We start from the raw sequence: 23,948 nt of genomic DNA on the forward strand, positions 1-23,948 counted from the left end.
TTTGGTCGTTGCGGTGGTGTGCGCCGCGGGTGGGTCAGTGGGCGGGTGCGGGGCCCGTCGAGGCGCGGGGGATCAGGCGGGAGCCGATCTCCACGATGGGGGAGGCGGCATCGGGACCCCGTCCGGTGCGGCCTGTTGTGTTCGCGATCGTCTCGATCAGGAGATCCCCCGCACGTGTGGCGATCTCTTCGGGGTCGATCCGGATCGTGGTGAGGCTGGGGGTGGAGACGGAGGCGAGCAGTGTGTCGTCGATGCCGATGACGCTGACGTCGCGCGGGACGCTCACACCGAGGTTGGCCATCTGGTGCAGCACGCCCAGGGCGACAACGTCGTTGTGGGCGATCACGGCCGTCGCCTCGTGGGCGGCGACGAGGGTGGCGGCGTGCACGCCCGTCTCGAACCGTGGTTCGTACGGCCCGAGCTCGGACAGGGAGAGGTCGAGCGCTTCGAAGGACTCCTGGATGGACTTGCCGCGGCTCAGCTCGGCGCGGGACGCGTTGATGAAGACGCAGCGCCGGTGGCCGTACGCCTTCAGCTGTTCGGCGGCCTGCGCGATGCCGGCGGCCAGTGAGATCCGGACCTCGGGGATGCCCGGTACGTGACGGTTCACCACCACCAGCGGCATCCGGCCCGCGAGTTCGTGGAGCCGGTCCTCGGTGAGGGTGGAAGCCCACAGGATGAGGCCGTCGACCCGCTTCGACACGGCCGCGATGGCCGCCATTTCGTCGGCTTCGCGCTCGTCGCTGTCGGCGACCAGAACCGTGTAGCCCAGGTGCCGGGCGCGGGCCTGCATCGCCTTGATGATCGGCGGGAAGAACGGGTTGGCGATGTCCGGGACGATCAGGCCGAGCGTACCGGTGCCGCTGCCGCGCAGTGAACGGGCCGCCGGGTTGGGGGAGTAGCCGAGCTCGGCCGCGGCGTCGAGGATGCGCTGCCGGGTCGTCGGCTGCACCTGGTCGGGTGCGGTGAACGCACGGGACACCGTCGACACCGAGACGCCCGCGGCGCTCGCCACCTCCCGGATCGTTACTGCCACGGGTGGGCCTCCTCGTCGTCCTGAGCCGGGGGATCCCGGTCCTCTCGCATCTGGATCCTGCGAATGCGGTTGATGTTTGCGAACGTTCCCGGTGCGTGTCAAGACATGTGTCAGGAGTATTTCGCCGAGGAAAACCTTCTGCATGCATGGGTCTTGCCTTGCGGCCGAACTGCTGCCAATGATGTGTTCTCAAGAACGGCACTGAAATTGCGGGAACGTTTTCATAGAGGAGTGGCATGAAGATCACCGGCCTGGAAGTGCTGACTCTCCCCGACCACGGAGACAGCATGATGCTGGTCGTGGTCGACACCGACGAGGGCATCCACGGTCTGGGCGAGGTCGGCATCAGGTCGCGTCAGCGAGCGGTCGCGGGTGGTCTCGACCACCTCGCGGAGCTGATCGTCGGCGAGGACCCACGGCGCATCGAGCACCTCTGGCAGGTGATGTTCCGGCGCGGGTTCTTCCCCGCCGACCGCATACTCGGAGCCGCCATCGCGGCGGTGGACGTGGCCCTCTGGGACATCCGCGGCAAGGCGCTCGGCGTACCGGTGCACGAACTCCTCGGCGGCCGGGTGCGTGATCACGTGCCCGCCTATGTGCATGTCGGTGACGGCTACGACGACCGCGCTCGGTTCCTGGACCGCTGCCGCGGCCTGGTCGCCGAGGGCTGGCGCCATCTGCGGTTCGCCTCGCCGCACGACGCCGACGGCACGCTCGACGCCCGCCGCTGCCTGCGTGACTCGGTCGGCCTCTTCCACGAGGTCCGGGACGCGGTCGGCGACGAGGTGGAGCTGATCCTCGACGTCCATACCCGCCTGGATCCGCCGGAGGCGCTGACCCTGTGCCGAGAGATCGAGGCGGCCCGCCCGTACTTCGTCGAGGACCCACTGCGCTGTGAGAACCCGGACAGCTATCGCATGCTGCGGGCCCGCACGGGTGTGCCGCTGGCCGCAGGTGAGCAGTACGGATCCAAATGGGAGTTCAGGACACTCATCGAGGACGACCTCATCGATTACGCGCGAGTGGACGTCGGGGTGGCCGCGGGTCTGACCGAGGCGAAGAAGATCGCGGCGATGGCGGAGGCCCACCACATCAAGCTCGCCACCCACAACCCGCTCGGCCCGGTCACCGCCGCCTCCTCGCTCCAACTCAACCTGGCCTGCCCCAATATGGCGATCCAGGAGCACCAGACCGACCCCGACCCGGCCATCGCCGCCCTCTTCACCGCGAGGCCGACGATCGTGCCGGGACGGGTGGAGCTGAGCGAACTGCCGGGCATCGGCGTCGACATCGACCGGGAGGCGGCACGCCGCTACCAGGCCACGGCGGCCGAGCGCCCGCACTTGCGCACGACGGACGGGGCGTTCACCAACTGGTAGCCGGGCCGGAGCCGGTCGGCCGCGCGGGCCCGAAGCCCGTGTCCGTACTGCGAGCACCATCTCCGAGCACGACCTCAGACTTCAGAAGCGAGGGTAATTCCGTGGTGTCATTCACACGAGCCGCGAGACCGGTCGAACTGGTCCTTGTCGGCACAGCGTTCATGGGTGTGCTGATCGGCGCTTCGGCGACGCCGGCCGGCAGTCAGGAACGCGAGAAGCTACAGGTGACGGCCGTGTCATCGCGGCCCGGCATGGTGTCGGGAGACGACGCCCTGATACGTGTCGAGGTGCCCGCCTCCGTAGCGGCCGACGGAGTCCGGGTCGAGGTGGCGGGCCGGGACGTGACGTCGAGCTTCCGGCCCTCCGGCGACCATGCGTTGATGGGTGTGGTGAAGGAGCTGTCCAAGGGCGACAACACACTGACGGCCCGGGCTCCGGGCGCCGACGCCGGACAGCTGACCCTGAAGAACCACCCCATCACGGGGCCGATGTTCTCCGGGCCGCACGAGCAGCCGTTCGTCTGCGACACCGCCGAGTTCAAGACGGTGACCGGCGACACCCTCGGGCAGCCGCTCGACAAGGACTGCTCGGTCAGCACCCGCGTCGACTACATGTACCGCACCACGGCCGGCAAGTTCGTTCCGCTGCCCGACGAGAGCGCCCGCCCCGCAGACCTGGCCACGGCCACGACGAGCACGGGCAAGAAGGTGCCGTACATCGTCCGCGTCGAGACCGGCACCATCAACCGCGGCATCTACGAGACGGCCGTGCTGCACGATCCGCAGTCCGCCGCCCCCGACCCGCTGCAACGTGAGCCGGGCTGGAACGGGCGCCTCGTGTACGGCTTCGGCGGGGGCTGCAACGGTGGCTGGTACGTCCAGGGCCGAAACACCGTCGGTATCATGAACGACGCGTATCTGAGCAAGGGCTACGGCGTCGCCTCGTCCACGCTCAACGTGTTCGGCAACAACTGCAACGATGTGCTGGCGGCCGAGACCATGAGCATGGTCAAGGAACGCTTCATGGAGACGTACGGCGAACCGGCCTTCACCATCGGAAACGGCTGCTCCGGCGGCTCGTACCAGACTCATCAGATCGCCGACAACTACCCGGGTCTGCTGGACGGCATCCTCTCCGGCTGCAGCTTTCCCGATGTCGGCTTCGGAACGATACAGACGCTCAGCGACGCCCAGCTCCTGAACCACTACTTCAAGGATGTCGCGCCGGACGCGTTCACCGAGGAGCAGCAGCGAGCGGTCTCCGGGTTCGGCAAGTGGGAGAGCATCGGCAGCCTGGCCCGCGCCGCCGGCCGCATCGACCCCACGGTGTACTGCCCGTCCCAGCTGCCCGCGGCACAGCGCTACAACCCCGGCACCAACCCGGACGGTGCCCGCTGTGATGTCTACAGCCACACCGTGAACGTCTACGGCGAGGTACCGGAGACCGGGAAGGCGCGCAGGCCGCTCGACAACACCGGTATCCAGTACGGACTTGAGGCCCTGAACAAGGGGACCATCGACATGGCCCAGTTCATCGACCTGAACCGGCGCATCGGCGGCCTCGACGACGACGCCAAGCCCGCCGCGGCGCGCACCGTCGCCGATCTCAAGGCGGTACGGCTCGCCTACCGCACGGGCCGCATGCTGAACGGCGGTGGTGGCCTTGCCGACGTCCCGATCATCGACTACCGCGACTACACCGACGACGCGGCCACCGGCGACATGCACATGCGTTTCCACTCCTTCTCCACCCGGGCGCGCCTGGACAAGGCCAACGGCACCCACGCCAACCAGATCATGCTCACCCGCTCCAGCGGGCACGGATTCACGCTTGCCGGGATGCTGTCTGACATGGACCAGTGGCTCACCGGCATCAAGGCGGACTCCGGCGACGAGACGCCCATCGAGAAGATCGTCCGCAACAAGCCGCAAGGTCTTACCGACGCCTGCTGGACCCGTGGCATCGGTGCGAAGAAGATCGAGGAGCCCCAGGTCGAGGGCATCGACAACACCGAGTGCAACACCTTCTACCCGGTGTGGACCTCGCCGCGGATGGTGGCCGGGGCCGATGTGGCCAACGACATCGTCAAGTGCCGCAAGCGTCCCGTGGACCGCTCGGACTACCGAGTGCCGGTCACCGAAGGCGAGTTGAAGGATCTTACGGCGATCTTCCGGGACGGTGTCTGCGACTGGTCCAAGCCCGGGGTGGGCCAGCAGGACCTCGCCGGTACATGGCTCTCCTTCGACCGGAAGTGACAGGATCGCGGCAGGTGAGCCAAAACGGGGGCAGGTGCGCCCTCCCGCTTTGGTGCCAGTGGTGGTGATCTCCCGCGTTCGTCCAGGTCAGCACCTGTTTCCGGTCCGCTGAAGCAGCGTCACCCTTCCTCTCCTCCCCTCTCCTTGTCGTCAGTGAGGGAGGAGAGCACCGGGGTGTGGGGGCGGCCTGGCGGCTTTCCCGGCCCCGGCGGGCCGTCTCCAGCGCCTGGCCGGGGACCGGACGCGGCGGACGAGGGGAGCGCGGGTCTGATGGCCGGAAAGCACTTCCTCCATTCGGTCCGGGAACTGGCTGGCGCGCTGGTTGGCGAGCCACAGGCCAACGGCGAAGCCCGTGTTGGGCGCGCACAGGCTGCCGTGCCCGGCGGCGTAGACACGGGCATGACGCAGGCCGCGAGCGAAGCCCTTCGTGGCCTGCTGGGTGGCGTCCGGGGCCGCCGGCGGCTTCGGTTTCACGGGTGCTCGTTCCCGGGCCGGCTTTCCGCCAGGAGCCGGGAGATCGGCGCGGGCCGGTGAGCCGGGGAGACCCGCCACATGCTCGGTGTCTTCGGCTTGTGCCCGGCGCGGGTGCGTACCCAGGCGCGCACCCATGCGTTCAGCGGTCCTGTTGTGGCGGCGCTGAGGCGACCGACGATCCACGGCCGCTCGAGGCGCCGGGCCAGTTCGTTGACGAGGCCGGGGACATCGGCGAGCGACTGCGGCGGATGCCGGTCCGTGTCATCGAGCACCTGCTGCTGAACGCCGGGCCGGTCAGGACCGAGGCCACCGTGACGGCTTCGGGACATGCCACCGCATCCCGCGCCGCGGCACGCCAGACGATGTCGTCGTCGGGTGCCATCAGCTGCAGCCGCTCGCTCCACACGGATTCTCCCGGCCAGGGCCCCTCTCACCACGAACCCAGGATCGCCTGCGCATGCCGAACGCTTCGGCAGGCGTTGCCACGTTGGTGCGGTGTTGATCGATTGATGGGCGTGGGAGGCGGGCCGGTGCGTGGTCCGGCCCGCCCCCGCGGGTCTTCGGCCGCTCAGGCGATCGTCGCCCTGCGGCGGGAGCGCAGCCGTCAGCCGGCGTCCGGCTTGACCAGGTCGGGGAGCTTGGCCTCGAACAGCTCGTCGAGCTTGAGCGACGGCAGGATGTGCCCCTGGTTCGCGGCGTCGTTGGCCACGCTCGCCGCCCAACTGGACGAAGCGAGACGCTGGTTCGGCGTGCCGTGGTGGCCCGAGCTGGTGAAGCTGCAGTCGCCGACCTGGTAGAACGACTTCGCGGACTTGAGGAGCCGGGTGGCGTTCAGCGACTCGCCGCGGGCGTGGGTCAGGTAGTACGTGCCGAACGCGTCGGCCATGAGCTCGGTGCGGCGGGTGGCCTCCGGACCGGTCAGGTCGCTCTCGAAAAGGTCCTTCTGGAACTGCACATGGTGAGCGAACTCGTGGCTCATGATGCCCTTCGGCGCGACATCGCCCAGGCCCACTGCGGCCATGCCCTGCAGGATGCCGTCACCCATGACGATCCGGTCGGAGATGCCCATGGGCTCCGGGTCGCCCTTCTCGCTGTAGGCGAAGGCGTTGAAGGTGAAGATAGGGTTCGCGCCTCCTTGGAGCACCGGGTCCGAGTCGATCAGCTCGATGAACAGTTCGGCCAGGCCGAGCGCCCATTCGCGCGGGGCCTCGTCGATCGGGTTGCCGTACATCACGGAGAGCGTGTGGGCGAGCCGCTCGGGGCTGGAGAGGACATCCTTTCCGTGCATGGGTATCACCTGGATACCCGCGGAGTCGATGTCCCAGAAACGCTTGAGGTTCTTCGCCTCGGCGGTGAGCTTCTGGGTGTACTCGCCGTTGACGCCGAAGGTGTTCGACTTCGACTCCGTACCGGAGATCAGCGCGTCGAAGGACGCCCAGTCGAAGCCACCGTAGAACCGGAGGTTTCCGACAATACCTGGGTGCGCGCCATCGAGGAGAGAGCTGGCGTACGTGGTGAGTTCGGTCCGTTGGCACGGGGAGTCGCCGGGGTTGATCACGCTGTCGCGGATCTCGCTCCACGGCGACTCGTTCAGGCCGTACCTCGCACGGGTCGCATCGAGGCGGGACTCCCAGTCAGCGGGCAGTTCGGCCTGGATCTTGTCGACGATGGCCTTGGTCTGCGGGTCCATTCCGGAGGTGTCGACGGACGACGGCAGCGACCGGCCGGTGGGGGTCGCTGTCCCGGTCGTGTCGGCGGCGTGCGCAGGAAGCGACACGCCGAAGGCACAGGTCGCGGCGATGGCCAGGCTCGCCGCCATGGACAGGGTCTTCTTCACAGGGACTCCTCACGAAGGTGCCCAGTAGGGGGAACCGCGGGCGTCGCCAGTGTGTGATCAAAACTGCCAATTAGTGAACGGGCATTGACTGTCCGAAACTGGCCATGGCTGGAACCAGACAACTCACCATGGGCGCTGCGCGCCACACCGAGCGCTCCGCAGTTACGGAAACGGTGGGCCCCGAATGGTGCGCCGTCCTTCCTGATCACCTGTCCGCGACGTTGCTGGCCATAGCGGGCGTGAGCATGTGCGGGTCACGACCCGCGAGAGCCCGGCCCGCTTCGACAGCCGCCGCAGCTCGTGATGCCGTCCGGGCTCATCGGCGCGCCCAGCGGCTCGACAAACAGGTTCAACAGAAGCCACCAGTACGCAAAGCGCCCGCTCCGGGGATACGCCCAGGGCGGGCGCCGTATTCGTTCCTGCGGTCACAGGACGGCATGATGGCCGTTGCTACGGGCGCGGCCCGGGCACTCTCTGTGAGGCGGTCCAGCCTTGTGTAGAGGGCCTGGACGAGGCGGGCGCGGTTCTGGGCCCAGCGGGCGGTGCCTTCGAGCGGTGTGGACAGGCACCGGGCGGCTTCGCGGAGGGATGACTTCGGCGAGGGCGCCGCGGCCGTCGGTCTTGGGCAGGGCGGTGTGCCGTCCTCGCGGTATCGCATCGGGTGAGGCCCCGCCGTACACGTGCCAAGGCCGGTCGGGTCAGGGTCGGCGTGGTGGGAGGTTCAGGAGCATGGCGTGGAAGAGCAGTGCGTCGGGGAGTCTGGGGCGTAGGTCGCCGAGGGTTTGCCAGCCCCATGTTGCGTAGAGTGCGTGGACTTTGGGGTGGGTCTGGTCGACCAGGAGGGTGGCGCGTCGCTCGGGTCGTGGTGCGAGGTGGGCGTCGTGGAGTCGGCGGGCGGTGCCGGTCCTGCGCCAGGGGGTGCGGACCATGAGTTCGCTGAGTGCGTAGGTGCGGGTGCCGGTCTCGGTGACCATGTCGGTGGGGACGTCGGTGAGGAGGCCGCGCCACCAAGCGGTGCCGGGGGGAAGTGGTGCTCCGTAGGCGTAGCCGACGGGCTGGTCGTTGTCGTATCCGATGGTGCAGGTCCAGCCGGGTCGGGTCATTCAGTTGTCGAGGCCTTCGGCGAAGCGGTCGACGGCGCAGAACGGGTCGGTTCGTGCCGGCTCGGCGTAGACGTCGGTGTAGATGTCCAGGAGGAGGGTGCGCAGGCCGGGGGTGTGGTGGGTGGTGTGGTGGCGGAGTTGTATGTCGGTCACGGCTGGGTGGTTCTCCTATGCGGCGGTGAGGGTGTGGCGGAGTGCGGCGAGCCGGTCGGTGATGTTCTGGCTGCTGATGTGGTTGGTGTCGATCGTGGCTGCGGTTGTGGCGGCTGTGGTGGTGTTGCCCTGGGCGAGTTGGAGTTCGGCGAGCTGGACGGTGTAGTAGGCGCGGCTGCGTCGAAGTTGGGGTTCGAGGAGTGTGAGTGAGCTGTACTGAGATTTGTGGAGTCCCTGATGCCAGGGTTACGGTCCTGGCGAAGGAGATCCACCAGCAACATGGCAGCACCCCGTAAATATCCGGACGAACTGCGCGAGCGCGCGATTCGCGAGGTCCGCACCACCGGCCGCCCGATCGCGCACGTCGCGAAGGACCTGGGCATCCACAAGGAGGCCCTGCGAGGCTGGGTCCGCCAGGCCGAGGCCGACCGCGGCGAGCGGGACGACCGGCTCACCACCGCCGAGCTGGACGAGCTCAAGCAACTCCGCAAAGAAGTAGCGGAGTTGCGGCGGGCGAACGAGATCCTGAAAGCCGCCTCGGTGTTTTTTGCCCAGGAGATCGACCGTCCCCGGACGAGGCCGAGCAGGTGATCGACCACCTGCGCGAGAGGGGCCTTGGGGTCGATCCCGTCTGCCGGGTGCTGGAGCTGTCACCGTCGACGTACTTCGCCCACAAGAAGCGGCCGAAGTCGGCCCGCCGGCTCCGGGACGAGCAGCTCATGCCGCTGATCGAGGAGGTCCACGCGGAGTCGGGCGGCACCTATGGCGCCCGCCGGATCACCCGCGCGCTTCGGCGCAAGGGCCACGGGGTGGCCCGCTGCACCGTCGAGAGGCTGATGGCCGAGCTGGGCCTGGAGGGCGTCATCCGTGGCCGGCGGCGTCGGACCACGATTCCGGAACCGTCGGCGCCGCGTCCGCCGGACCTGGTCGACCGCGACTTCACCGCCTCCCGGCCCGATCAGCTGTGGGTCGCGGACATGACGGATGTCCGCACCTGGTCGGGATGGGCGTATGTGGCGTTCGTCCCGGACGTGTACTCGCGGATGATCGTCGGCTGGCAGGTCGCGAACCACATGCGGACCGAACTCCCTCTGGACGCCCTGGAGATGGCGCTCTGGCGGCGCCGGATCAAGAAGGACTCCGGACTGATACACCACAGCGATCGCGGGTCGCAATACGTATCAATTCGGTATACCGACCGGCTCGCCGACATCGGCGCCTCCGCCTCCGTCGGCTCCGTCGCGGACTCGTATGACAACGCGATGGCCGAGGCGCTGAACGAGACCTTCAAGGCCGAGCTGATCGAGATGCAGGGTCCCTGGAAGGGCGTCGACCAGGTCGAGCGGGCGATCTTCCAGTGGATCACCTGGTACAACGAAGAACGCCTTCACTCCGCGCTCGACTACGTGCCGCCGGCCGAGTACGAGGAAGCCTTCTGGCGCAGCCAGGAACAAACCCCGCAGTCCGCCTGAACCAATCAAGATCGGACTCTACGAAACTCGGGGCAGCTCAGGCGCGGCCTTGCCCAGGGCGGCGGCCATTTCCGCAAGGGAGGTCATGGCGACCTCGGGCAGTCCGCAGGCCGTGAACGTCGAGAACGCGGCCAGGTCCGGTGCGATATTCAGAGCGAACCCGTGGCTTGTCACGCCGCCGCGGATCCTCATACCGATCGACGCGATCTTCTTGTGCTCCGGCGTCCAGACCCCGACCAGGCTCTGGGCCCTGGGCGGGGTGTCCCGTCGGACGGCCTGCAAGCCCAGCGAGTCGAGGGCACTGACCAAGCCCTCCTCCAGCCAGCGACGTCCTCGATGCGCCGATCTACGACGGGCCCCGCGCCCAGACCACGCTGGAGCGCTGGCACCAGGTCCACGGTCTGCCCGATCAGGGTGTGGTCGGGTAGCCGGAGATCAGCAATGGTCTCCGGCTACCCCGGCTGCACGTGGTCAGGGGCGCGCACCCAGACTCGGTACTCGGCAGGCTCCATCGCGTCCCCGGGGCCGTTGCGGTACGCCGGTAGGCCGACCTCGTACAGCCAGCCGTCGCGCACCTGGCGCTTTGCCCACAGGTGCGCGACGACCTCCTGGTCCCCGGGCAGCAGCACCCGGATGGGGACCGGCACCAGCTCGGGGGGCAGAGGACGTCGTCATACCTCCCACCGTACGGACACGCACCCGCGGCACCGACGACCACCTGCGCGGACGTTCTCCCCTTGTCCACAGCCGATCCGTGGTTCCTGGAGGGATGAGCGATCACGAGCAGCAGCAGGCTCCGCTCCGCGGCAAGGTTCTGGAGGCCCTCGCGCGGGCGGAGCACCGGCCGGGAACTGCGCCCGGTAGGCCGCCGGAGTTCCGGACAACCCCTTTCCGTGCCCCGACTCGCCGCGGGGGAAGAGCAGGACCCCTCCGCCCAGGCACTCTTCCTCCGCGGCGACCCCACCACTCCGACCCCCAAGCGGCCATTGGCTCCGACCAGGGAACAGGCAGGCGTGACCTGAGCCGCTGGCCCTTCGGACGTCCACCTTGCTGGCCGGTGCGGAGTCCGGTGCTCGGTGTCGTAGCCGATGCCTGGAGCATCAGCCGGACCCGGTAGCCCTCCGGTCAGCGGCTCGCCGCAGAACCCGCGCCGCTCAGGTCGTGGTGGATGACACGGGCCGCTCCTTCGATGGTTCCTATGCCGTAGTCCATGGTGCGGCTGCCGGTGGAGAGGACAGCCATGCCGTAGTCGTGACCGCCGCCGGTGAAGGCTCCCACGCTGTGAACCCGCCATCCGCCGGCGGTGCGTGGCAGCCAGCCATTCTTGATGTGCACCGTTGCCGTGGCGGGTGATCCGGCGGGCACCCCCCACTTCTGGCCGGGCGTGACGTGATTCATCAGGTCGAGGGCGTAGCCGCGCGACGCGGGGCCGAGCACCGCGTTCTCCGTCGTCAGTAGCTGCATCAGCCGGAGCTGGTCACCGGCGGTGATCTGGGTGAGGCCCCAGCTCTTCCCGGAGCCGGGAACGGTATGCCGCATCTGTGCCAGAGCGAGGAACCTTCTGAAGCCGGCGGCGCCGATCTGGTGCCAGAGGGCCGAGGTGGAGTCGTTGTCCGACTTGGTGATCATGGCGGTGGTCAGTTCCACCTCCCGCGGAGTCAGTTTCCGGTGTGCCTCCTCGGCCTGCCGCAGCAGTGATCCGAGCACTGAAACCTTCACCACACTGGCGGAGTCGAAATGCGTGTCGGCCTTGAGCTCGCAGGTGGTTCCGGTGATCCGGTCGTACAGAGCCAGGGACGATGTGCCCTCTCGCCCGCCGAGAGCACTGGTGATGTCACGGGAAAGCTCGGAGGCCAGGCCCGGCCTCTTCGAGGTGCAGAAGACCTCCGCACCCCCCACCGTGGCACTGGCACTGGCGGTGTCGGCCGAGGCCGGGGTTGCCATGGTCAATACGGTGAGCAAGGAGCTTGCGGTCAGGGCAATGGCCAGAGAGCGCCGCGAGCAGGCCAATATTCGTGATCCATACATGAAGGCTGTGTCCTGTCCCGCTGCGTGTCGAAGGTCACCTTGCCGCGCGTTGTGGGGCCAGCTGAGGGTCGGCTCCCGCTGTGATTGCTGACAATCGCTCAGCCCAACCGGGCTTCAGCAGATTGCCGCCCTGGTATCTGTCCGGGCTGCGGAGAATCGATGAGTGGGAGTCGGGGCTCAGTCGTACCGGATCGAATCCTAAGAATTCACATACCAACGGCGACGATACGTGGCTCGTGGTCGGGCATTCTGGATATATAGGGTGAAATAGGCGGCAGGTGGGCTTTGGTTTCGTGTGATATTCGCCAAAGTGCCCCGGAGGTGGCGCCCTCACGACCAGCGAGGTGGCAGGTCGGCTCACGCCCTGCAAGGGACAGGCGCCCGGGTAGCGCTACGGGGACGCTGCGGAGACCGGAATCCTTCCGCCGCCTTCCGGGCCCAAGGACTGGCTGCGGCCGGCGAGGAGAGCCGATGAGACCCGAGAGTGCGGTGGCAGCCATCGCCGCCCGACGCCACCAGACAGAGCCGAAGTTGGCAGCTGTTGAGAAGGACATCGGACAGCTCGGACGCGAACGCGGCCGCCTCACCGTCCGCGGCGGCAATGTCCAGGACCACGAGCCCCGGCCCGGCGAGGTGCTGCACATCGCTCTGCATGCCCTCACGGACGGCCCCGACCCGCCTGCGGTTCGCCAGCCGGATGGTGATCAGCCGTACGAGGGAGCCCGGTCACCGACCCGGCCAGTACCGCTCGCGCGACCCGCTCCCGGCCCGTAGACATGAAGGGCAGCCGTGCCCGCCGACAGGACCGGGCCGACTGCACCATCGCCGGGGAACCGTACCAATGGCCCAGCGAGCGGCCAGCGACCACCCCGCAAGGCCGCACCCCTGTGCGGGCCTGCACGCCTCGAGGTGGGGGCGGGTACATATGTACCCGTATGGCACGTGAACGGATCCGGTGGCCGGCCGTCGTGGACCGGGCCCGGCAGATCGTGGAGAGCTACGAGGGCGGCGTCACGCTGCGCCAGGTCATGTACCGGCTGGTCTCCGAGGGAGTGCTGCCGCACACCCCGTCGATGTACCGGCGCCTGTCTTCCCATCTCGCCCAGGCCCGCCGCGAGGGCCGTTTCCCGGATCTGATCGACCCCTTGCGCGAGGTCCATGTTCCGTCGGCCTGGCCGGATGCGGGCGCGTTTCTGCGTGAGGTCGCCACCTGGTTCGCCCTCGACCGCACCGAGGGCCAGCGCCCGGTGTACGTCGCAACGGAGAAGGACACCCTCCGGCAGCTCCTCACCGGCTGGCTGGCCGAGTACGGCATCACGGTCCTGGTTGTCCGCGGCTTCGCCTCAGTCCTACGCCGACGTCGTACGCCGCCGCACCGCCCGGCACGGCCGCGCCACGCTGCTGTGGTGCGGCGATTTCGACGCGAGCGGGGCGGACATCGAACGGGACTGGGTGCGGCGCACCGAGGACTGCTGGGGCGAGGTCCGCCGGGTGCTCCTGACCCGCGAGCAGACCATCGATTACAGACTGCCGTCGGCCGAGGGCAAGCATGGCGACCCGAGATGGCTGGCCTTCGCCGACCGCTACGGGCTCGACCCCGCACATCCCGTGCAGTGGGAGCTTGAGGCCCTGGACCCGGCCGAACTCCAGCGCCTGCTCCTCGCCGCCGTCGCCCCGTACATCGACCGCACCGTACTCGCCTGGCAGATCACCCGCGTGGAAGAACAACGCCGCGCCCTGGCCGCCTTCCTGGGCGGCTGGGGCGCGGCGGGCAGGGGCTGAACCGTTGGCTGGACGGTTGCTTCCAGTGGGGATAGGACGGCGACACCCCCTGACCCCGGCCCCGGCGGGCGTCTCAGCACATGGTGAGCTGTTCGCGCTCGGGCAGGCCGAGGTGGACGATCCGGCTCTGGGGAAGGACGCCGGCGAGCTCGCGCGCCTCCTGGGCGCTGCGGGCCAGGACCAGCTCTTCCGCGAGCTTGGGGCAGGCAGCGGCCAGGCCGGGGCAGGGCCGCACGATCCCGTACAGCGACTGCCGCTTGTCGGTCACGTGGACCGGGACGCCGCGGGCTTACTGCGACCACATCATCGGCTTCTCCGGGATCTCCACCCGCAGGTTCGACGTCCGCCAGGCGTGCTCGGCGACGGCGGCGAACAGCTCGGTCTGCTGCTGCGACGACAGCCTGCCCCACCACGCGCGCGCGGTCTCCAGGTCCTGGCGCTCCCTCTCCTCACGCTCGGCCTGCTCACGGGCGAGACGTGCCTCACGCTCCACCCGCTCCCGCTCCCGGCGCGCGTCCTCCTCCGCCCACCGTCGCCGCGTCTGTTCCATGAAGACGCGATGCTCCTCCTCCCGCTGCAGCCGCCGACGTTCGTTCTCTTCGGCCTTCCGCACCCGTTCCTGCTCCTCCAGTTCCTTCCGGCGCCGTTCCGCGGCCTCCTCCTGCTCCTGCTGGCGGGCCTCCTGCTCCGCCCGCGCAGCTTCCTGCCACTGCCGCATCTCCTCATGCCTGTCCTGATCAGCGACCGACCGCTTCGAGGTCCACCACAGATCCCGTCTGAACTGACGCTGCTCACCATCCACTGGCGTTCAGTTACGGGCTGCGAAGTAGCTCAGCTTCACGTCGCAACCATGAACATCACCAACCCGGATGACGGCCGATCGCTGTACCGGAGGGCCGACTGGTACGGAGAACCAGGACCTCGTCATGCGCAGTGGACGCATCAGCCGGCTTGCCAGACGCCGCCAGCGGTACACCAACGAGACCTACCAGCAGGCCCTCGACCTGCTCCGTCCCGGACAGCCGCCCGTCCCTGGAGCGGACTGTGAAGAGCAACGCAACCTTGAGGCCGATCTCTTCTACCAGGTCATCGAGTCAAACGGACGACGGAGGTGCCGAATGATCATGTGCCCGTCGGCGACGGTACGCCGGGAGCGTCCGCCCCGGAGTGCTGGGGGACGCCGCCGATGCGGACCGCGCGGGTGCCGTCGGGAGAGACGGGTCGGCTGCAGGCGTCGCAGACGGTGCGCGGATGGAGGACCGCGCCGCAGTCGTGCCTGAACACCGTTGGGGGCTCTTCCTCGGTCACATAGCGGTCGCCCCACTCCTTGAGGGCGAGCAGGACCGGGTGCAGCGCGAGTCCGGCCTCGGTCAGCGTGTACTCGTAGCGCGGCGGGTGGGCCTGGTAGAGCTCCTTGGCCAGGACGCCGTTCTCCACGAGCTTCTTCAGCCGGGCGGTGAGGATGTCCCGGCTGGCACCGGTGTTCGCTGCAATCCGGTCGAAGCGGCGCACCCCGAAGAACACCTCCCGCAGCGCGAGCAGACTCCAGCGCTCACCGATGACGGCGAGCGAGTTCGCGATGGAACAGGGGCGCGGGCCGGCGACGGTCATGGGTGTGGACCTCCGGGGAGTGGGCAGCGTGCCGACGCGGCACGGTGAATGCGGGCGTCGCTCCGGGGGCGGATCCTGCCGGCCGCGGGAGGTTCCCAGCTCATCCGCCGCCCCGCGGTACGTGATCCATCGTCTGCCTCCCGGGCCGGTTGCCCTCTCATCATAGACCAGTCGGTTGGAAAAATGGACCCATCGGGCGGACCTGCGGGGTTGATAGGCCGGTTCGAGTGCGGACGTCTCCACCAGAGTGCGTTTGTTTTCCCAACTCGCATCCCTATAGTGAGTCCTGTTTTCCAACTATCTGGCTCGGGCATTCCCTTGGGCTCGATCGAACGAGGAGACCGGAATGAGGACTTCACCACCCGGCAGCACGTGTGTCACCGATGAGGCGGTGGCGCGGATCGACCCCCTGTGGAGGTCCTGGGCGGGCGCCCACGGGGGCCATGTCGCGGCGGCGGCGCTCACCGCCATGCGGGAACGGGCCGTCGGGCAGGGCCGCCCGCTCCGCGCCCTGACCGCACACTTCCTCGCTCCTGTCGACACCCGTCCGCTCAGCCTGTCCCTGACCGGGCCCCGGGCGGGACGTCGGACCTCGACCTGCCTCTTCACGGGCCATCAGGGCGGAGCCGCCGTACTCGCGGGCTCGGCGCTGTTCGGCTCCGGCCACCCGGGGCCCAGCTATGACGGGCGGACCTTCCCCCAGGTGCCGGGGCCGGCCGACTGCGTGCCCCTCGACCTGCCCGCCGGGCTCGTGGCCTTCGCCCGGCAGGTGGAGATCCGGCCCGCCACCGAGGCGCTGCCCCTCGCCGGAGGCGAGCTGGCCGAGCTGTTGGCCTGGGTACGATTCACCGACGGGCGTCCGCTGGACGAGGCCGCGGTTGTCACCCTCACCGATATCCTCCCGCCCGCTCTGTTCGCGCGCTGGCGCACCCCGCGCCCGGTGCCGACCGCCGAGCTGACCATCCACTTCGCCGACACGCTGGACGCCGGGGCGCTCGCGGACTGGGCCCTCGTACGGATCCGTACCGAACAGGCCGGCAGCGGCTGGGCGGTCGACGACAGCGAGGTGTGGTCGGGCGACGGCCGGATGCTGGCCCTCGCCCGGCAGGCCCGCGTCGTCCAGGACGCCCCTGCGGAGGACGCATCCTCCCCCTCGGCCACGGCGGCCCCCCAGGAGACCTTGTGAACACCGGCGGAGCCATCGCACTCGTCGCCGGAGCCAACCGCGGACTGGGCCGCGCCTTCGCCCGCGGCCTGCTGGCGCACGGCGCGCGCACCGTGTACGCGGCAGCACATGACACGAAGGCCGTGACCGGCGCCGGGCTGACACCCCTCGTCCTCGACATCACCGACCCGGCCTCCGTGGCCGCAGCCGCCGAGCGCTGCCCGGACACCACCCTGGTGGTCAACAACGCGGGCATCCAGCGCGACGGTTCGCTGCTCACCGCGGACTCCCTCGACGGGGCACGCGACGAACTGGAGACCAACCTGTTCGGCAAGCTCGCCATGTGCCGCGCCTTTGCCCCCGTTCTCGGAAAGAACGACGGCGGGGCACTGATCAACGCACTCTCCGTGCTCTCCTGGCACACGCTGCCGCAGATCGGCTCGTCCAAGGCGACCGCCTGGTCGATGACCAACGCGGTACGCGAGGACCGGCGCGCGCAGGACACCCTCACGATCGCCGTGCACGCGGCGTTCATCGACACCGATATAGCCGCCCACGTCGACCAGACCAAGATCAGCCCTGCCGATGTGGTCGACCAGGTCCTCGACGCCGTCGAGGCCGTCCGCGAGGAAGCCCCCGCGGAAGACGTCACCCGCCAGGCCAGGGCCATGCTGTCCCGAGGAGCGAACCATGACCACTGATCTGCGCGACGCAACGGCCGAGGAGCACGACGACGCCCGCGGCAGTCGCCCCGGGCCGGTCCTCGTCGCCGCGTGCCTGGGACTGTTCACGGTGTTCCTCCAGACCACCCAGACCATCGGCACGCTCGGCGCCGTCCAGGCCGATCTGCGCCTCGCCCCGGCCGACATGGTGTGGGTGCCGAGCATGTACACCCTGGTCGTGGCGTCCTGCGTACTCGGCGCGGGCGCCCTGGCCGACCGGTGGGGGCGCAAGCGCGTCTTCCTGACCGGGACCGCGGCGATGGCCGCAGGCGCTCTGGTGCTGCTCCTCGCCGACAACCTGGCCACCCTCCTCACCGGCCAGGCGATCGCCGGCCTGGGCGGCGCCCTGATCACCCCCAGCTCCCTCGCACTGATCACCCACGCCGTCCGCGACCCGCGCCGCCGCGCCGGGGCAATCGCCGCATGGGCGGCCGCCTCCGGACTCGGCCTGGCCATCGGCCCCCTCGTCGCGGGCCTCGCACTGCGCTGGTGGACCTGGCACGCGGCCTTCTGGCTCAACCTCGTCATGGCGGGCCTCGCGGCGGCGGTCGCGCTCGGCCAGGTCGCCGAGTCCCGCAACCCGGCCCAGCGCCTGGACTGGGCGGGACAGTTCACCGCGATCGCAGGTCTCGCACTCCTGGTCTACTGGCTGATCGACGGCGGTCACCACGGCTACGGCTCCGCACGGGCCCTGGCCGCCGTTGTGGCAGCGGTCGTTCTGCTGGCCGCCTTCGCCCTGGTCGAACTGCGCCGCACCGCCCCCATGGTCGACCTGCGGCTGATGCGCGATCCCTCCTACAGCGTCTCCCTCCTGCTGGCCGGGACCGTCCTGTTCGGCTTCGTCGGTCTCAGCCTTCTCCAAGTGCTGTGGCTGCAGCGCGTACGGGGACTGACCGCCCTGCAGGTGGGCGTCCAACTCCTTGCGGAGTTCGGTGCGTTCATCGCCGCCTCGGTCCTGGCCGGCATACTGGTGCGCCGGCTCGGGCCGCGCGTCCTGATCACGGCGGGCCTGCTGTTCGCGGCCGTCGGCGCCGTCCTCTTCGCGCAGGTCGGACCGGGCACCGCGTTCGCCGGGTACGTCGCTGCCTTCGTCCTGTTCGGCTTCGGCTGCGGTCTCGCCAACGCCCCGTCCACCGGCCTCGCCGTCGGCCACGTCCCGCACGGCCGCGAGGGCGAGGCGGGCGGCACCGTCAACGCCGCCCGCCAGATCGGCGCCGTCCTCGGCACCAGTATCCTCGGCACACTGGTCACCACCCGCTTCGAGGACCGCGTCGCCCACGTCCGCGACCCGCGCATCGCCTTCACCGACGCGGTCACCCACACCACCTGGGTCGCGGTCGCGGTCCTCGGCGCCAGCACCGTACTGGCACTCGGACTGTCGGCCTGGTCCCGCCGCAGGGCAACCGCTGGGTGACCGGGGCGAACGAGGCAGGGCGGGAAGCCGAACGCCACCCGGGCCGACGAACCTGAACCGCCTGCCCGCCTGCCCGCCCGTTTGCCCGCCCGGCGCGGTTCGCGCCGGGCGCGGGCGGGGCGGGTGCGGGCGGGGCGGGTTCAGACCGGTTCGGGGGTGTCCTGCGGCGCCTCACCGAACCGGACCAGGGCCAGCGCGCCCGCCACCGCCACCACGAAGCCGACGACCGCCAGCCAGCCCAGGCCCTCGCGGGTGCGGTCGCCGAGCCAGACGACGCCGACGAGTGCCGGGCCGATCGTCTCGCCGAGCACCAGGCCGGCCGTCGCCGTCGTCACCGAACCGCGTTGCAGTGCCGAGGTGAGCAACAGGAATGCCGAACCACCGCCCAGCAGCAGCGCGTACACGGCGGGGTTGGTGAGCAGCACCGGCGGGGACAGGTCGTCGATCAACCGGACGGTCACCTCCACCACCCCGAAACCGCACCCCGAGCCGAGCCCGAGCACGAGCGCCCGCAACTGCTCCGGGAGACGCCCGGACACCGAACCGATCAGCAGGACGCCCAGGGCGATCCCCGTCGGCCTGTCCGACGAGGAGCGGAGCCACGACGAGGTGCAGCTCGTCGGCCAAGCCCTGCTGCAGAAGCTGCGTGTGGACCTGCCCGCCACCCTCGACCATCAGCCGGCGTACCCCGTGCACCGTGTACAGATGCTCGAGCAGCATCTCCCAGCTCTTCACCGGCGGCATCGCGTACACGTCCGCCAGATCACCGAGGAGGCCGCGGGCCGGCACTGTCACGTTGGCGGGCGGCGTGGGAGGATCCTCGAAGTTGATCACGCTGGAGGGGATCGTCCGTGGTGAGCGCGTTGCCGTCGTATAAGGGGCACCGGTACCCGGTCGAGGTCATCTCCGACTGCGTGTGGCTGTACTTCCGCTTTCCGCTCAGCTTCCGTGAGGTGGAGGAGCTGATGCCCCGGCGCGGTGTCACCGTCTCGTACGAGACGGTCCGCCGGTGGTGTGTGAAGTTCGGGCAGGCCTACGCCGACGGACTACGCCGCCGACGGCCCCGGCCCGGGGACAAATGGCATCTGGACGAGGTGTTCATCAAGATCAACGGCGAACGGAAGTACCTGTGGAGGGCCGTCGACCAGGACGGCAACGTGCTCGACATCCTCGTCCAGGGGAAGCGGGACAAGGCTGCGGCCAGGCGCTTCTTCCGCAGGCTGATGAAGAAGACCGGTGCGGTACCGCGGGTGGTCGTCACGGACAAGCTTCGCTCCTACGGTGCCGCTCACCGCGAAATCATGTCCTCCGTCGAGCACCGCTCCCACAAGGGCCTGAACAACCGGGCCGCCGAGAACAGTCATCAGCCGACGAGGCAGCGTGAACGCGCGACGCAGGACATGCGGCGTCAGCTTCTCGCCCCACCACGGCAGATGCGCCTTCGCCGCATCCTTGAGCCCGCCGCGCAGGGCATCGTCGCCCACCCGGCGCGAGGAGCCGTCGGCGTTCTTGCGCTCGGAGAGAAACAGCGGGGCGCCCGGGCGGGTGTGGTCGTCGTCGAACTGTCCCCACACGTCCTCGATGAACCACCGCAGCGTGCGGTCTGCGCCATTGAGCAGCGGGACCATCCGCTCACGCGGCCCGGAGCCGCGGGCGCCCTTGCCATGACGGACGTGGAGCTTGCCGAAGCGTCCCAGATCCCACTTGATGTCCGCCAGGTCGAGCTTGCACGCCTCACTGACCCGCAGGCCGACCTGGGACATCAGCTTGGAGGCGGTGTAGTTCCTGGCGGTAGGGGCGAACTTGCGGCAGGTGGCCAGCTCGCCGCCCCAGCCCGTGAACAGCGTCCCGACCTCCGGCTCGGTCGGCGGGACCCGAAGCTGGGCGTCCTTCGCCCCACGCGGCCGGTTCATCTCGCCGATCGGTCACTCGATGACCCGGCCGGTCATCCGGTGGAGTTCGACCTTGTGCCGCAGCTCCAGGAACAGGAAGTACGTCGTCAGCGCCTGCGACCGGGCCAGCCGAGTACCACTGGGTGAGTTCCGCAACACCTTGCCGAAGTACGCGTCGGCGTCCGCCGGCTCCATGTCCCACAGCGGCCGGCCGAACCAGGTCCTGATCTGCTCCAGGTGCCCGACGTCCCCGCGGATCGTGCCATCCGCCAGCCCCGCCGAGGCCCGCGCGAGAACAAACCCGGACAGTACGTCGGTCTCGAACCGCTCCAGCTCCTCCGCCGACGCGGGCGCTCAGTGCTCGCGCAGATCCCGTACGACCGCCAGCGCCAACCCGATCTTCCTCGCCTTCAGCCCGACCGCACATCGGTCGGACGAGATGAGAACGCTTCAAGAATCCCGAAGTTACGTCACAGAGCCGCACAGCACCCGAAGGAGGAAGAACACCCTGGCCACGGGGACAGGAACTCAGCGGGGCTCAGAGGAACCTGCGGGATGTCGCACAGCTTGGAGGCGCTCGGAGTGGATGGGGTCATGAGATGCAGGTTGGATTTTCCTACTGACGAGCCTATAGTGGGTCCAGTTTTCCTACTCGCCAGTAGTTGGACTGGTGGGTCAGAAGGCCAGGGAGGCCAATGTGAGGGATGCAGTGATCGTCGAGGCCGTGCGTACCCCGATCGGGAAGGGCAAGCCAGGCGGCGCGCTGTCGTCCGTGCACCCCGTCGAGTTGCTCGCCCACACCCTGCGCACGCTGGTCGAACGCAGCGGGGTCGACCCGGCGCTGGTGGACGACGTGGTCGGCGGCACCGTCGACCAGGTCGGCGAGCAGGCGATGAACACCACCCGCTATGCCTGGCTCTCCGCCGGTTTCCCAGAAACCGTCCCCGCCACGACCGTGGACCGGCAGTGCGGTTCCTCTCAGCAGGCCGTGCACTTCGCCGCGCAGGGCGTCATCGCCGGCGCCTACGACTCGTCATCGCCTGCGGCGTCGAGTCGATGAGCAGGGTCCCGATGTGGTCGAACGTGCCGCCGGGCGCCGACCCGTTCGGTCCGGGCATCGCCGCCCGCTACCCGGAGGGCCTGGTGCCGCAGGGCGTCAGCGCCGAACTGATCGCCGCGCGCTGGAAGCTGGACCGCGAGTCCATGGACGCCTTCTCCGCCGACTCGCACGCCAAAGCCGCGCGCGCCTGGGAAGCCGGCCTCTTCGACGCCGAGACCGCCCGGCTCACCACGCCTGAGGGACGGCTCGTCACCCGGGATGAGAGCGTGCGCCCGACCACCACACCCGAGGTCCTGGCCGGCCTGCGGCCCGCGTTCGAGGACGAGGCCTTCGCCGCCCGCTTCCCGCAGATCGACTGGTCCGTCACGGCCGGCAACAGCAGCCCGACCAACGACGGAGCCGCGGCCGTGCTCATCACCAGCAGCGAGACCGCCGCGCGGCTCGGCCTGCGACCCCTCGCCCGACTGCACAGCTTCGCCGTCACCGGCTCCGACCCCCTGCTGATGCTGACCGGCGTCATCCCGGCCACAGAGAAGGCACTGCGACGGGCGGGGCTTGGCCTGAACGACATCGACCTCTTCGAGGTCAACGAGGCCTTCGCCAGCGTCCCGCTCGCTTGGCTCGCGGAAACCGGCGCGGACCCGGCCCGCCTCAACATCCACGGCGGCGCAATCGCCCTCGGCCACCCGCTCGGCGCGAGCGGAGCTCGCCTGATGACCACGCTCGTGCACGCCATGCGGGGGCGAGGCGCGCGCTACGCCCTGCAGACGATGTGCGAGTCCGGCGGGCTCGCCAACGCGACGGTACTGGAGCGGATCTGAGCTGGGTGCAGCTCTTTCGTAGTGACCTGCTCGGTCAAGCGGTGAGGGCGTATCCGTCCTGGTGGCGGGCCTGCCGAGTGCGGAGATGTTCTTGTTCGACGTGGTGCAGCCAGTATTCCTCGAAGTCTCCGTTGATGATCACGGCGCGGAGCAGGAGGAGGGCTTCGGCACCCTCGACGCTCCACCTGGATCCGGTGATGTTGAAGTGGTCCGCGATCAAGTGGCGGCACGCGCTCTCCACCACCCCGGTTGCGATTGGCCAGCCCTGCTCCAGGGCCTGCGCGTAGCCCAGGTAGGGCTCCTTGTTCGCGAGGTAGCGCACCCACTCCTCGACGCCCCCGCACCGCTCGGTCGTCAGCCCCAGGTCATCGGCCTGCCGCGCGATGCGGGCGGTCGCCTCGGCACAACGGCCGTGCAGGAGGGCCAGCGCATGCTCGGCGCGGCCCCAGTCCTCGGCGGCCGGATTGTCCTTGGCGTGGAAGCACCAGGACGCCTTCCAGAGATACTCGATCACGTGGATCAGATCCACGATCAGATGGATCGTCACCTTCCGGCGAGCGGCCTCGGCCTCGACCGGTTCGATCTGGTGGCGGTCGCCGTCCGCCAGCACCACCCGGCACCGCCGGTGGGCGGGGTCGCGGGCATCGGCCTGGCCGAACGCGGCGGCGATCACGCGGCGGCGTCACGGTCGACCGAAGCGGTCAGCCATTTGGCCCGGGCACGCGGTCCCTTGCGTAGCGCACGGCCGCCGGTCCGGCCACCGGGCACGGCGATCACGTCGTGCGGGCGCCGGGGTGCCGGGGCGGCCTCGTAGACGCAGGCCAGCGCGGCCATTCGCTTGCGGCGGCTCTCCTCCCCGGATGCGAGGCGAGTGCGGAAGACGCCTCGTCCGCGCTTCTTGCCCGCCGCCGCTTTCGCGGTGTCCGGCCGCAGCGCGTCCGGTCTCATCACGATGCCATTGGCATCGGCGGAGAGCACCAGCAGCACCTCGGGCCTGACCAGGTGCTCGGCGAGTTTGGTCAGGCTCCGGGCGGAGAACGTGGCGACAGCCCAGTCGGCGGGGGACGTCCGGGCGATCAGACAGATGCGCTCGCGCACCTCACTGACCGTCTTCGGGCGCCCCCGCTCCATTTTGGGTCCAGCGCGCCGAACCCCCGCTCGTAGAAGGCGTGGATGACATCGCGCACGTAGTCCTGGCCGACCCGCAGCAGTGAGGTGATGCTCTTCAACGGCTGGCCCTGGGCGGACATCAGCACCACGATCGCCCGCCGCAGCATCACGGGGCCCTTCGAGGTCCGGCCGAGCCGCCGCAGTTCGCCGGCCTTCCTCCATGCTCACCGGCCGAACGAACACTCCCGGACGATGCCCCACGACCATCAGATCCAGGAGACAGCCCGACGGAACTACCAACAACCGATCAATTCCCCGGGTCGACCCGTCGAGCCGAGCCACTGGACTGAGGTCAGTCCAGGCCGATCCCACGAAATGAGCCCCTGGCCCCGACGTCCGCTGAATCGCTGACGAAGCCGCCCGTGGGCCGGCAGGGGCGATAGCGGAGCCACTCCGTGAGTGCCCCGAGGACACTGACTACGGCAGGCGGGTGTGCTCGACTCGGCTGGCGGCGATGCGCTGGGCGGCGAGCCCACGGGCCCGCTCGGTGTCGTGCTTGGTGAGCCGGGTGAGGATCGTCGCGAGCGGCCTGATCTCTCCGTACCCACCCCAGTGGCCCTCGGGGATCTCGGTG

The 23,948-nt window shown here is 69.4% G+C and carries 23 protein-coding genes and 5 pseudogenes; 9 read left to right on the forward strand and 19 right to left on the reverse strand.

The features are described from left to right. Nucleotides 1–34: 34 nt before the first annotated feature. Entirely contained in the window at nt 35–1,036 is a 1,002-nt protein-coding gene (locus AMK22_RS33645; RefSeq protein WP_073791210.1) for a LacI family DNA-binding transcriptional regulator, read from the reverse strand. A gap of 236 nt (nt 1,037–1,272) precedes the next feature. On the opposite strand from AMK22_RS33645, the gene AMK22_RS33650 reads away from it, so the two are divergent. Both AMK22_RS33650 and AMK22_RS33655 read left to right on the forward strand, forming a co-directional pair. Further along, entirely contained in the window at nt 1,273–2,415 is a 1,143-nt protein-coding gene (locus AMK22_RS33650) for a mandelate racemase/muconate lactonizing enzyme family protein (protein ID WP_073791211.1), read from the forward strand. A 104-nt stretch (nt 2,416–2,519) separates the two neighbouring features. Beyond that, the gene (locus AMK22_RS33655) at nt 2,520–4,670 is read left to right on the forward strand and encodes a DUF6351 family protein (RefSeq protein WP_242434270.1); all 2,151 of its coding nucleotides are present in this window, start codon (nt 2,520–2,522) and stop codon (nt 4,668–4,670) included. 470 nt (nt 4,671–5,140) lie between these two features. On the opposite strand, the gene AMK22_RS33660 is transcribed toward AMK22_RS33655, so the two are convergent. The 4 genes from AMK22_RS33660 to AMK22_RS41510 form a co-directional block, all read right to left on the reverse strand. After that, nucleotides 5,141–5,473: a hypothetical protein gene (locus AMK22_RS33660; protein ID WP_143203631.1), complete on the reverse strand. Its 333-nt coding sequence runs from the start codon at nt 5,471–5,473 to the stop codon at nt 5,141–5,143. 275 nt (nt 5,474–5,748) lie between these two features. Next, nucleotides 5,749–6,981: a hypothetical protein gene (locus tag AMK22_RS33665; RefSeq protein WP_073791216.1), complete on the reverse strand. Its 1,233-nt coding sequence runs from the start codon at nt 6,979–6,981 to the stop codon at nt 5,749–5,751. 698 nt (nt 6,982–7,679) lie between these two features. Next, entirely contained in the window at nt 7,680–8,084 is a 405-nt protein-coding gene (locus tag AMK22_RS33675; RefSeq protein WP_242434271.1) for a hypothetical protein, read from the reverse strand. Further along, nucleotides 8,085–8,237: a hypothetical protein gene (locus AMK22_RS41510; protein WP_242434272.1), complete on the reverse strand. Its 153-nt coding sequence runs from the start codon at nt 8,235–8,237 to the stop codon at nt 8,085–8,087. 279 nt (nt 8,238–8,516) lie between these two features. On the opposite strand from AMK22_RS41510, the gene AMK22_RS33685 reads away from it, so the two are divergent. Then, nucleotides 8,517–9,709 (forward strand): IS3 family transposase gene (locus AMK22_RS33685; RefSeq protein ID WP_242434273.1). Its coding sequence is split into 2 segments (ribosomal slippage): nt 8,517–8,781 and nt 8,781–9,709, totalling 1,194 coding nucleotides; the frame shifts between segments, so codons are not numbered across the junction. Between the two features lie 18 nt (nt 9,710–9,727). On the opposite strand, the gene AMK22_RS33690 is transcribed toward AMK22_RS33685, so the two are convergent. From AMK22_RS33690 to AMK22_RS42505, 4 genes are all read right to left on the reverse strand, one after another. Continuing rightward, nucleotides 9,728–10,018 carry a lipoyl protein ligase domain-containing protein gene (locus AMK22_RS33690; RefSeq protein ID WP_199883384.1) on the reverse strand — a complete coding sequence of 97 codons (291 nt, stop codon included), beginning with the start codon at nt 10,016–10,018 and terminating at the stop codon, nt 9,728–9,730. Between the two features lie 143 nt (nt 10,019–10,161). Continuing rightward, nucleotides 10,162–10,356, reverse strand: coding sequence for a hypothetical protein (locus AMK22_RS33695; protein ID WP_199883385.1), 195 nt, complete (start codon nt 10,354–10,356; stop codon nt 10,162–10,164). Between the two features lie 478 nt (nt 10,357–10,834). After that, complete coding sequence (locus AMK22_RS33700) at nt 10,835–11,653, reverse strand: serine hydrolase (RefSeq protein ID WP_242434274.1); 819 nt, start codon at nt 11,651–11,653, stop codon at nt 10,835–10,837. A 441-nt stretch (nt 11,654–12,094) separates the two neighbouring features. Continuing rightward, nucleotides 12,095–12,391: a DUF6207 family protein gene (locus AMK22_RS42505; RefSeq protein ID WP_443333336.1), complete on the reverse strand. Its 297-nt coding sequence runs from the start codon at nt 12,389–12,391 to the stop codon at nt 12,095–12,097. A 672-nt stretch (nt 12,392–13,063) separates the two neighbouring features. Between AMK22_RS42505 and AMK22_RS41515 the strand changes: the two genes are divergently transcribed. Then, the gene (locus tag AMK22_RS41515; RefSeq protein ID WP_242434275.1) at nt 13,064–13,519 is read left to right on the forward strand and encodes a hypothetical protein; all 456 of its coding nucleotides are present in this window, start codon (nt 13,064–13,066) and stop codon (nt 13,517–13,519) included. A 73-nt stretch (nt 13,520–13,592) separates the two neighbouring features. On the opposite strand, the gene AMK22_RS33710 is transcribed toward AMK22_RS41515, so the two are convergent. The 3 genes from AMK22_RS33710 to AMK22_RS33720 form a co-directional block, all read right to left on the reverse strand. Next, nucleotides 13,593–13,787, reverse strand: coding sequence for a hypothetical protein (locus tag AMK22_RS33710; RefSeq protein ID WP_073791221.1), 195 nt, complete (start codon nt 13,785–13,787; stop codon nt 13,593–13,595). Between the two features lie 21 nt (nt 13,788–13,808). After that, the gene (locus tag AMK22_RS33715) at nt 13,809–14,237 is read right to left on the reverse strand and encodes a hypothetical protein (protein WP_143203633.1); all 429 of its coding nucleotides are present in this window, start codon (nt 14,235–14,237) and stop codon (nt 13,809–13,811) included. A 404-nt stretch (nt 14,238–14,641) separates the two neighbouring features. Then, nucleotides 14,642–15,130 (reverse strand): winged helix-turn-helix transcriptional regulator, encoded by a 489-nt coding sequence (locus AMK22_RS33720; protein ID WP_073791224.1) that lies wholly within the window; start codon nt 15,128–15,130, stop codon nt 14,642–14,644. A 346-nt stretch (nt 15,131–15,476) separates the two neighbouring features. Between AMK22_RS33720 and AMK22_RS33725 the strand changes: the two genes are divergently transcribed. From AMK22_RS33725 to AMK22_RS33735, 3 genes are read left to right on the forward strand one after another with little or no spacing between them, the layout of a single operon-like run. Beyond that, on the forward strand, nt 15,477–16,316 hold the full coding sequence (locus AMK22_RS33725; protein WP_079186548.1) for an acyl-CoA thioesterase: 840 nt from the start codon (nt 15,477–15,479) through the stop codon (nt 16,314–16,316). Further along, nucleotides 16,313–16,996 (forward strand): SDR family NAD(P)-dependent oxidoreductase, encoded by a 684-nt coding sequence (locus tag AMK22_RS33730; protein ID WP_073791225.1) that lies wholly within the window; start codon nt 16,313–16,315, stop codon nt 16,994–16,996. Before AMK22_RS33725 ends, AMK22_RS33730 begins: the two co-directional genes overlap by 4 nt. Further along, the gene (locus AMK22_RS33735; RefSeq protein ID WP_073791227.1) at nt 16,986–18,431 is read left to right on the forward strand and encodes an MFS transporter; all 1,446 of its coding nucleotides are present in this window, start codon (nt 16,986–16,988) and stop codon (nt 18,429–18,431) included. Before AMK22_RS33730 ends, AMK22_RS33735 begins: the two co-directional genes overlap by 11 nt. Before the next feature lie 140 nt (nt 18,432–18,571). Here AMK22_RS33735 and AMK22_RS33740 read toward each other — a convergent pair. After that, a pseudogene (locus tag AMK22_RS33740) lies at nt 18,572–18,997 on the reverse strand (hypothetical protein); the annotation flags it as partial. Further along, nucleotides 18,927–19,202, reverse strand: a pseudogene (locus tag AMK22_RS42510) (dihydrofolate reductase family protein); the annotation flags it as partial. The pseudogenes AMK22_RS42510 and AMK22_RS33740, both read right to left, overlap by 71 nt. 80 nt (nt 19,203–19,282) lie before the next feature. Between AMK22_RS42510 and AMK22_RS33750 the strand changes: the two are divergent. Continuing rightward, nucleotides 19,283–19,837, forward strand: a pseudogene (locus AMK22_RS33750) (IS6 family transposase); the annotation flags it as partial. A 36-nt stretch (nt 19,838–19,873) separates the two neighbouring features. Here the strand turns inward: AMK22_RS33750 and AMK22_RS41520 are convergent. Both AMK22_RS41520 and AMK22_RS41525 read right to left on the reverse strand, forming a co-directional pair. Then, a pseudogene (locus AMK22_RS41520) lies at nt 19,874–20,344 on the reverse strand (tyrosine-type recombinase/integrase); the annotation flags it as partial. A gap of 12 nt (nt 20,345–20,356) precedes the next feature. Further along, nucleotides 20,357–20,518: a hypothetical protein gene (locus AMK22_RS41525; RefSeq protein WP_242434276.1), complete on the reverse strand. Its 162-nt coding sequence runs from the start codon at nt 20,516–20,518 to the stop codon at nt 20,357–20,359. Nucleotides 20,519–21,020: 502 nt separating this feature from the next. On the opposite strand from AMK22_RS41525, the pseudogene AMK22_RS33760 reads away from it, so the two are divergent. Next, nucleotides 21,021–22,204 (forward strand): annotated as a pseudogene (locus AMK22_RS33760) (thiolase family protein). 34 nt (nt 22,205–22,238) lie between these two features. Here AMK22_RS33760 and AMK22_RS33765 read toward each other — a convergent pair. Genes AMK22_RS33765 through AMK22_RS33775 form a run of 3 tightly spaced genes read right to left on the reverse strand, consistent with a single transcriptional unit; the run spans nt 22,239 to nt 23,481 of the window. Continuing rightward, entirely contained in the window at nt 22,239–22,877 is a 639-nt protein-coding gene (locus tag AMK22_RS33765) for a hypothetical protein (protein ID WP_073791228.1), read from the reverse strand. Next, entirely contained in the window at nt 22,874–23,302 is a 429-nt protein-coding gene (locus AMK22_RS33770; RefSeq protein WP_073791230.1) for a hypothetical protein, read from the reverse strand. The genes AMK22_RS33765 and AMK22_RS33770 overlap by 4 nt, the downstream gene beginning before the upstream one ends. After that, nucleotides 23,281–23,481 (reverse strand): helix-turn-helix domain-containing protein, encoded by a 201-nt coding sequence (locus tag AMK22_RS33775; protein ID WP_143203634.1) that lies wholly within the window; start codon nt 23,479–23,481, stop codon nt 23,281–23,283. The genes AMK22_RS33770 and AMK22_RS33775 overlap by 22 nt, the downstream gene beginning before the upstream one ends. Nucleotides 23,482–23,948: the final 467 nt, after the last annotated feature.

This window comes from Streptomyces sp. CB01580 (assembly GCF_001905795.1).
Lineage (GTDB): Bacteria > Actinomycetota > Actinomycetes > Streptomycetales > Streptomycetaceae > Streptomyces.

What these genes read in the sequence shown, in the direction of transcription:
- AMK22_RS33650 (WP_073791211.1), top strand. Translation starts at nt 1,273, where the DNA reads ATGAAGATCACCGGCCTGGAAGTGCTGACTCTCCCCGACCACGGAGAC.
- AMK22_RS33660 (WP_143203631.1), bottom strand. Translation starts at nt 5,473, where the DNA reads ATGTCCCGAAGCCGTCACGGTGGCCTCGGTCCTGACCGGCCCGGCGTT.
- AMK22_RS33675 (WP_242434271.1), bottom strand. Translation starts at nt 8,084, where the DNA reads ATGACCCGACCCGGCTGGACCTGCACCATCGGATACGACAACGACCAG.
- AMK22_RS33700 (WP_242434274.1), bottom strand. Translation starts at nt 11,653, where the DNA reads ATGGCAACCCCGGCCTCGGCCGACACCGCCAGTGCCAGTGCCACGGTG.
- AMK22_RS42505 (WP_443333336.1), bottom strand. Translation starts at nt 12,391, where the DNA reads ATGCAGAGCGATGTGCAGCACCTCGCCGGGCCGGGGCTCGTGGTCCTG.
- AMK22_RS33715 (WP_143203633.1), bottom strand. Translation starts at nt 14,237, where the DNA reads ATGCGGCAGTGGCAGGAAGCTGCGCGGGCGGAGCAGGAGGCCCGCCAG.
- AMK22_RS33720 (WP_073791224.1), bottom strand. Translation starts at nt 15,130, where the DNA reads ATGACCGTCGCCGGCCCGCGCCCCTGTTCCATCGCGAACTCGCTCGCC.
- AMK22_RS33725 (WP_079186548.1), top strand. Translation starts at nt 15,477, where the DNA reads ATGAGGACTTCACCACCCGGCAGCACGTGTGTCACCGATGAGGCGGTG.
- AMK22_RS33735 (WP_073791227.1), top strand. Translation starts at nt 16,986, where the DNA reads ATGACCACTGATCTGCGCGACGCAACGGCCGAGGAGCACGACGACGCC.
- AMK22_RS41525 (WP_242434276.1), bottom strand. Translation starts at nt 20,518, where the DNA reads ATGGAGCCGGCGGACGCCGACGCGTACTTCGGCAAGGTGTTGCGGAAC.
- AMK22_RS33775 (WP_143203634.1), bottom strand. Translation starts at nt 23,481, where the DNA reads ATGCTGCGGCGGGCGATCGTGGTGCTGATGTCCGCCCAGGGCCAGCCG.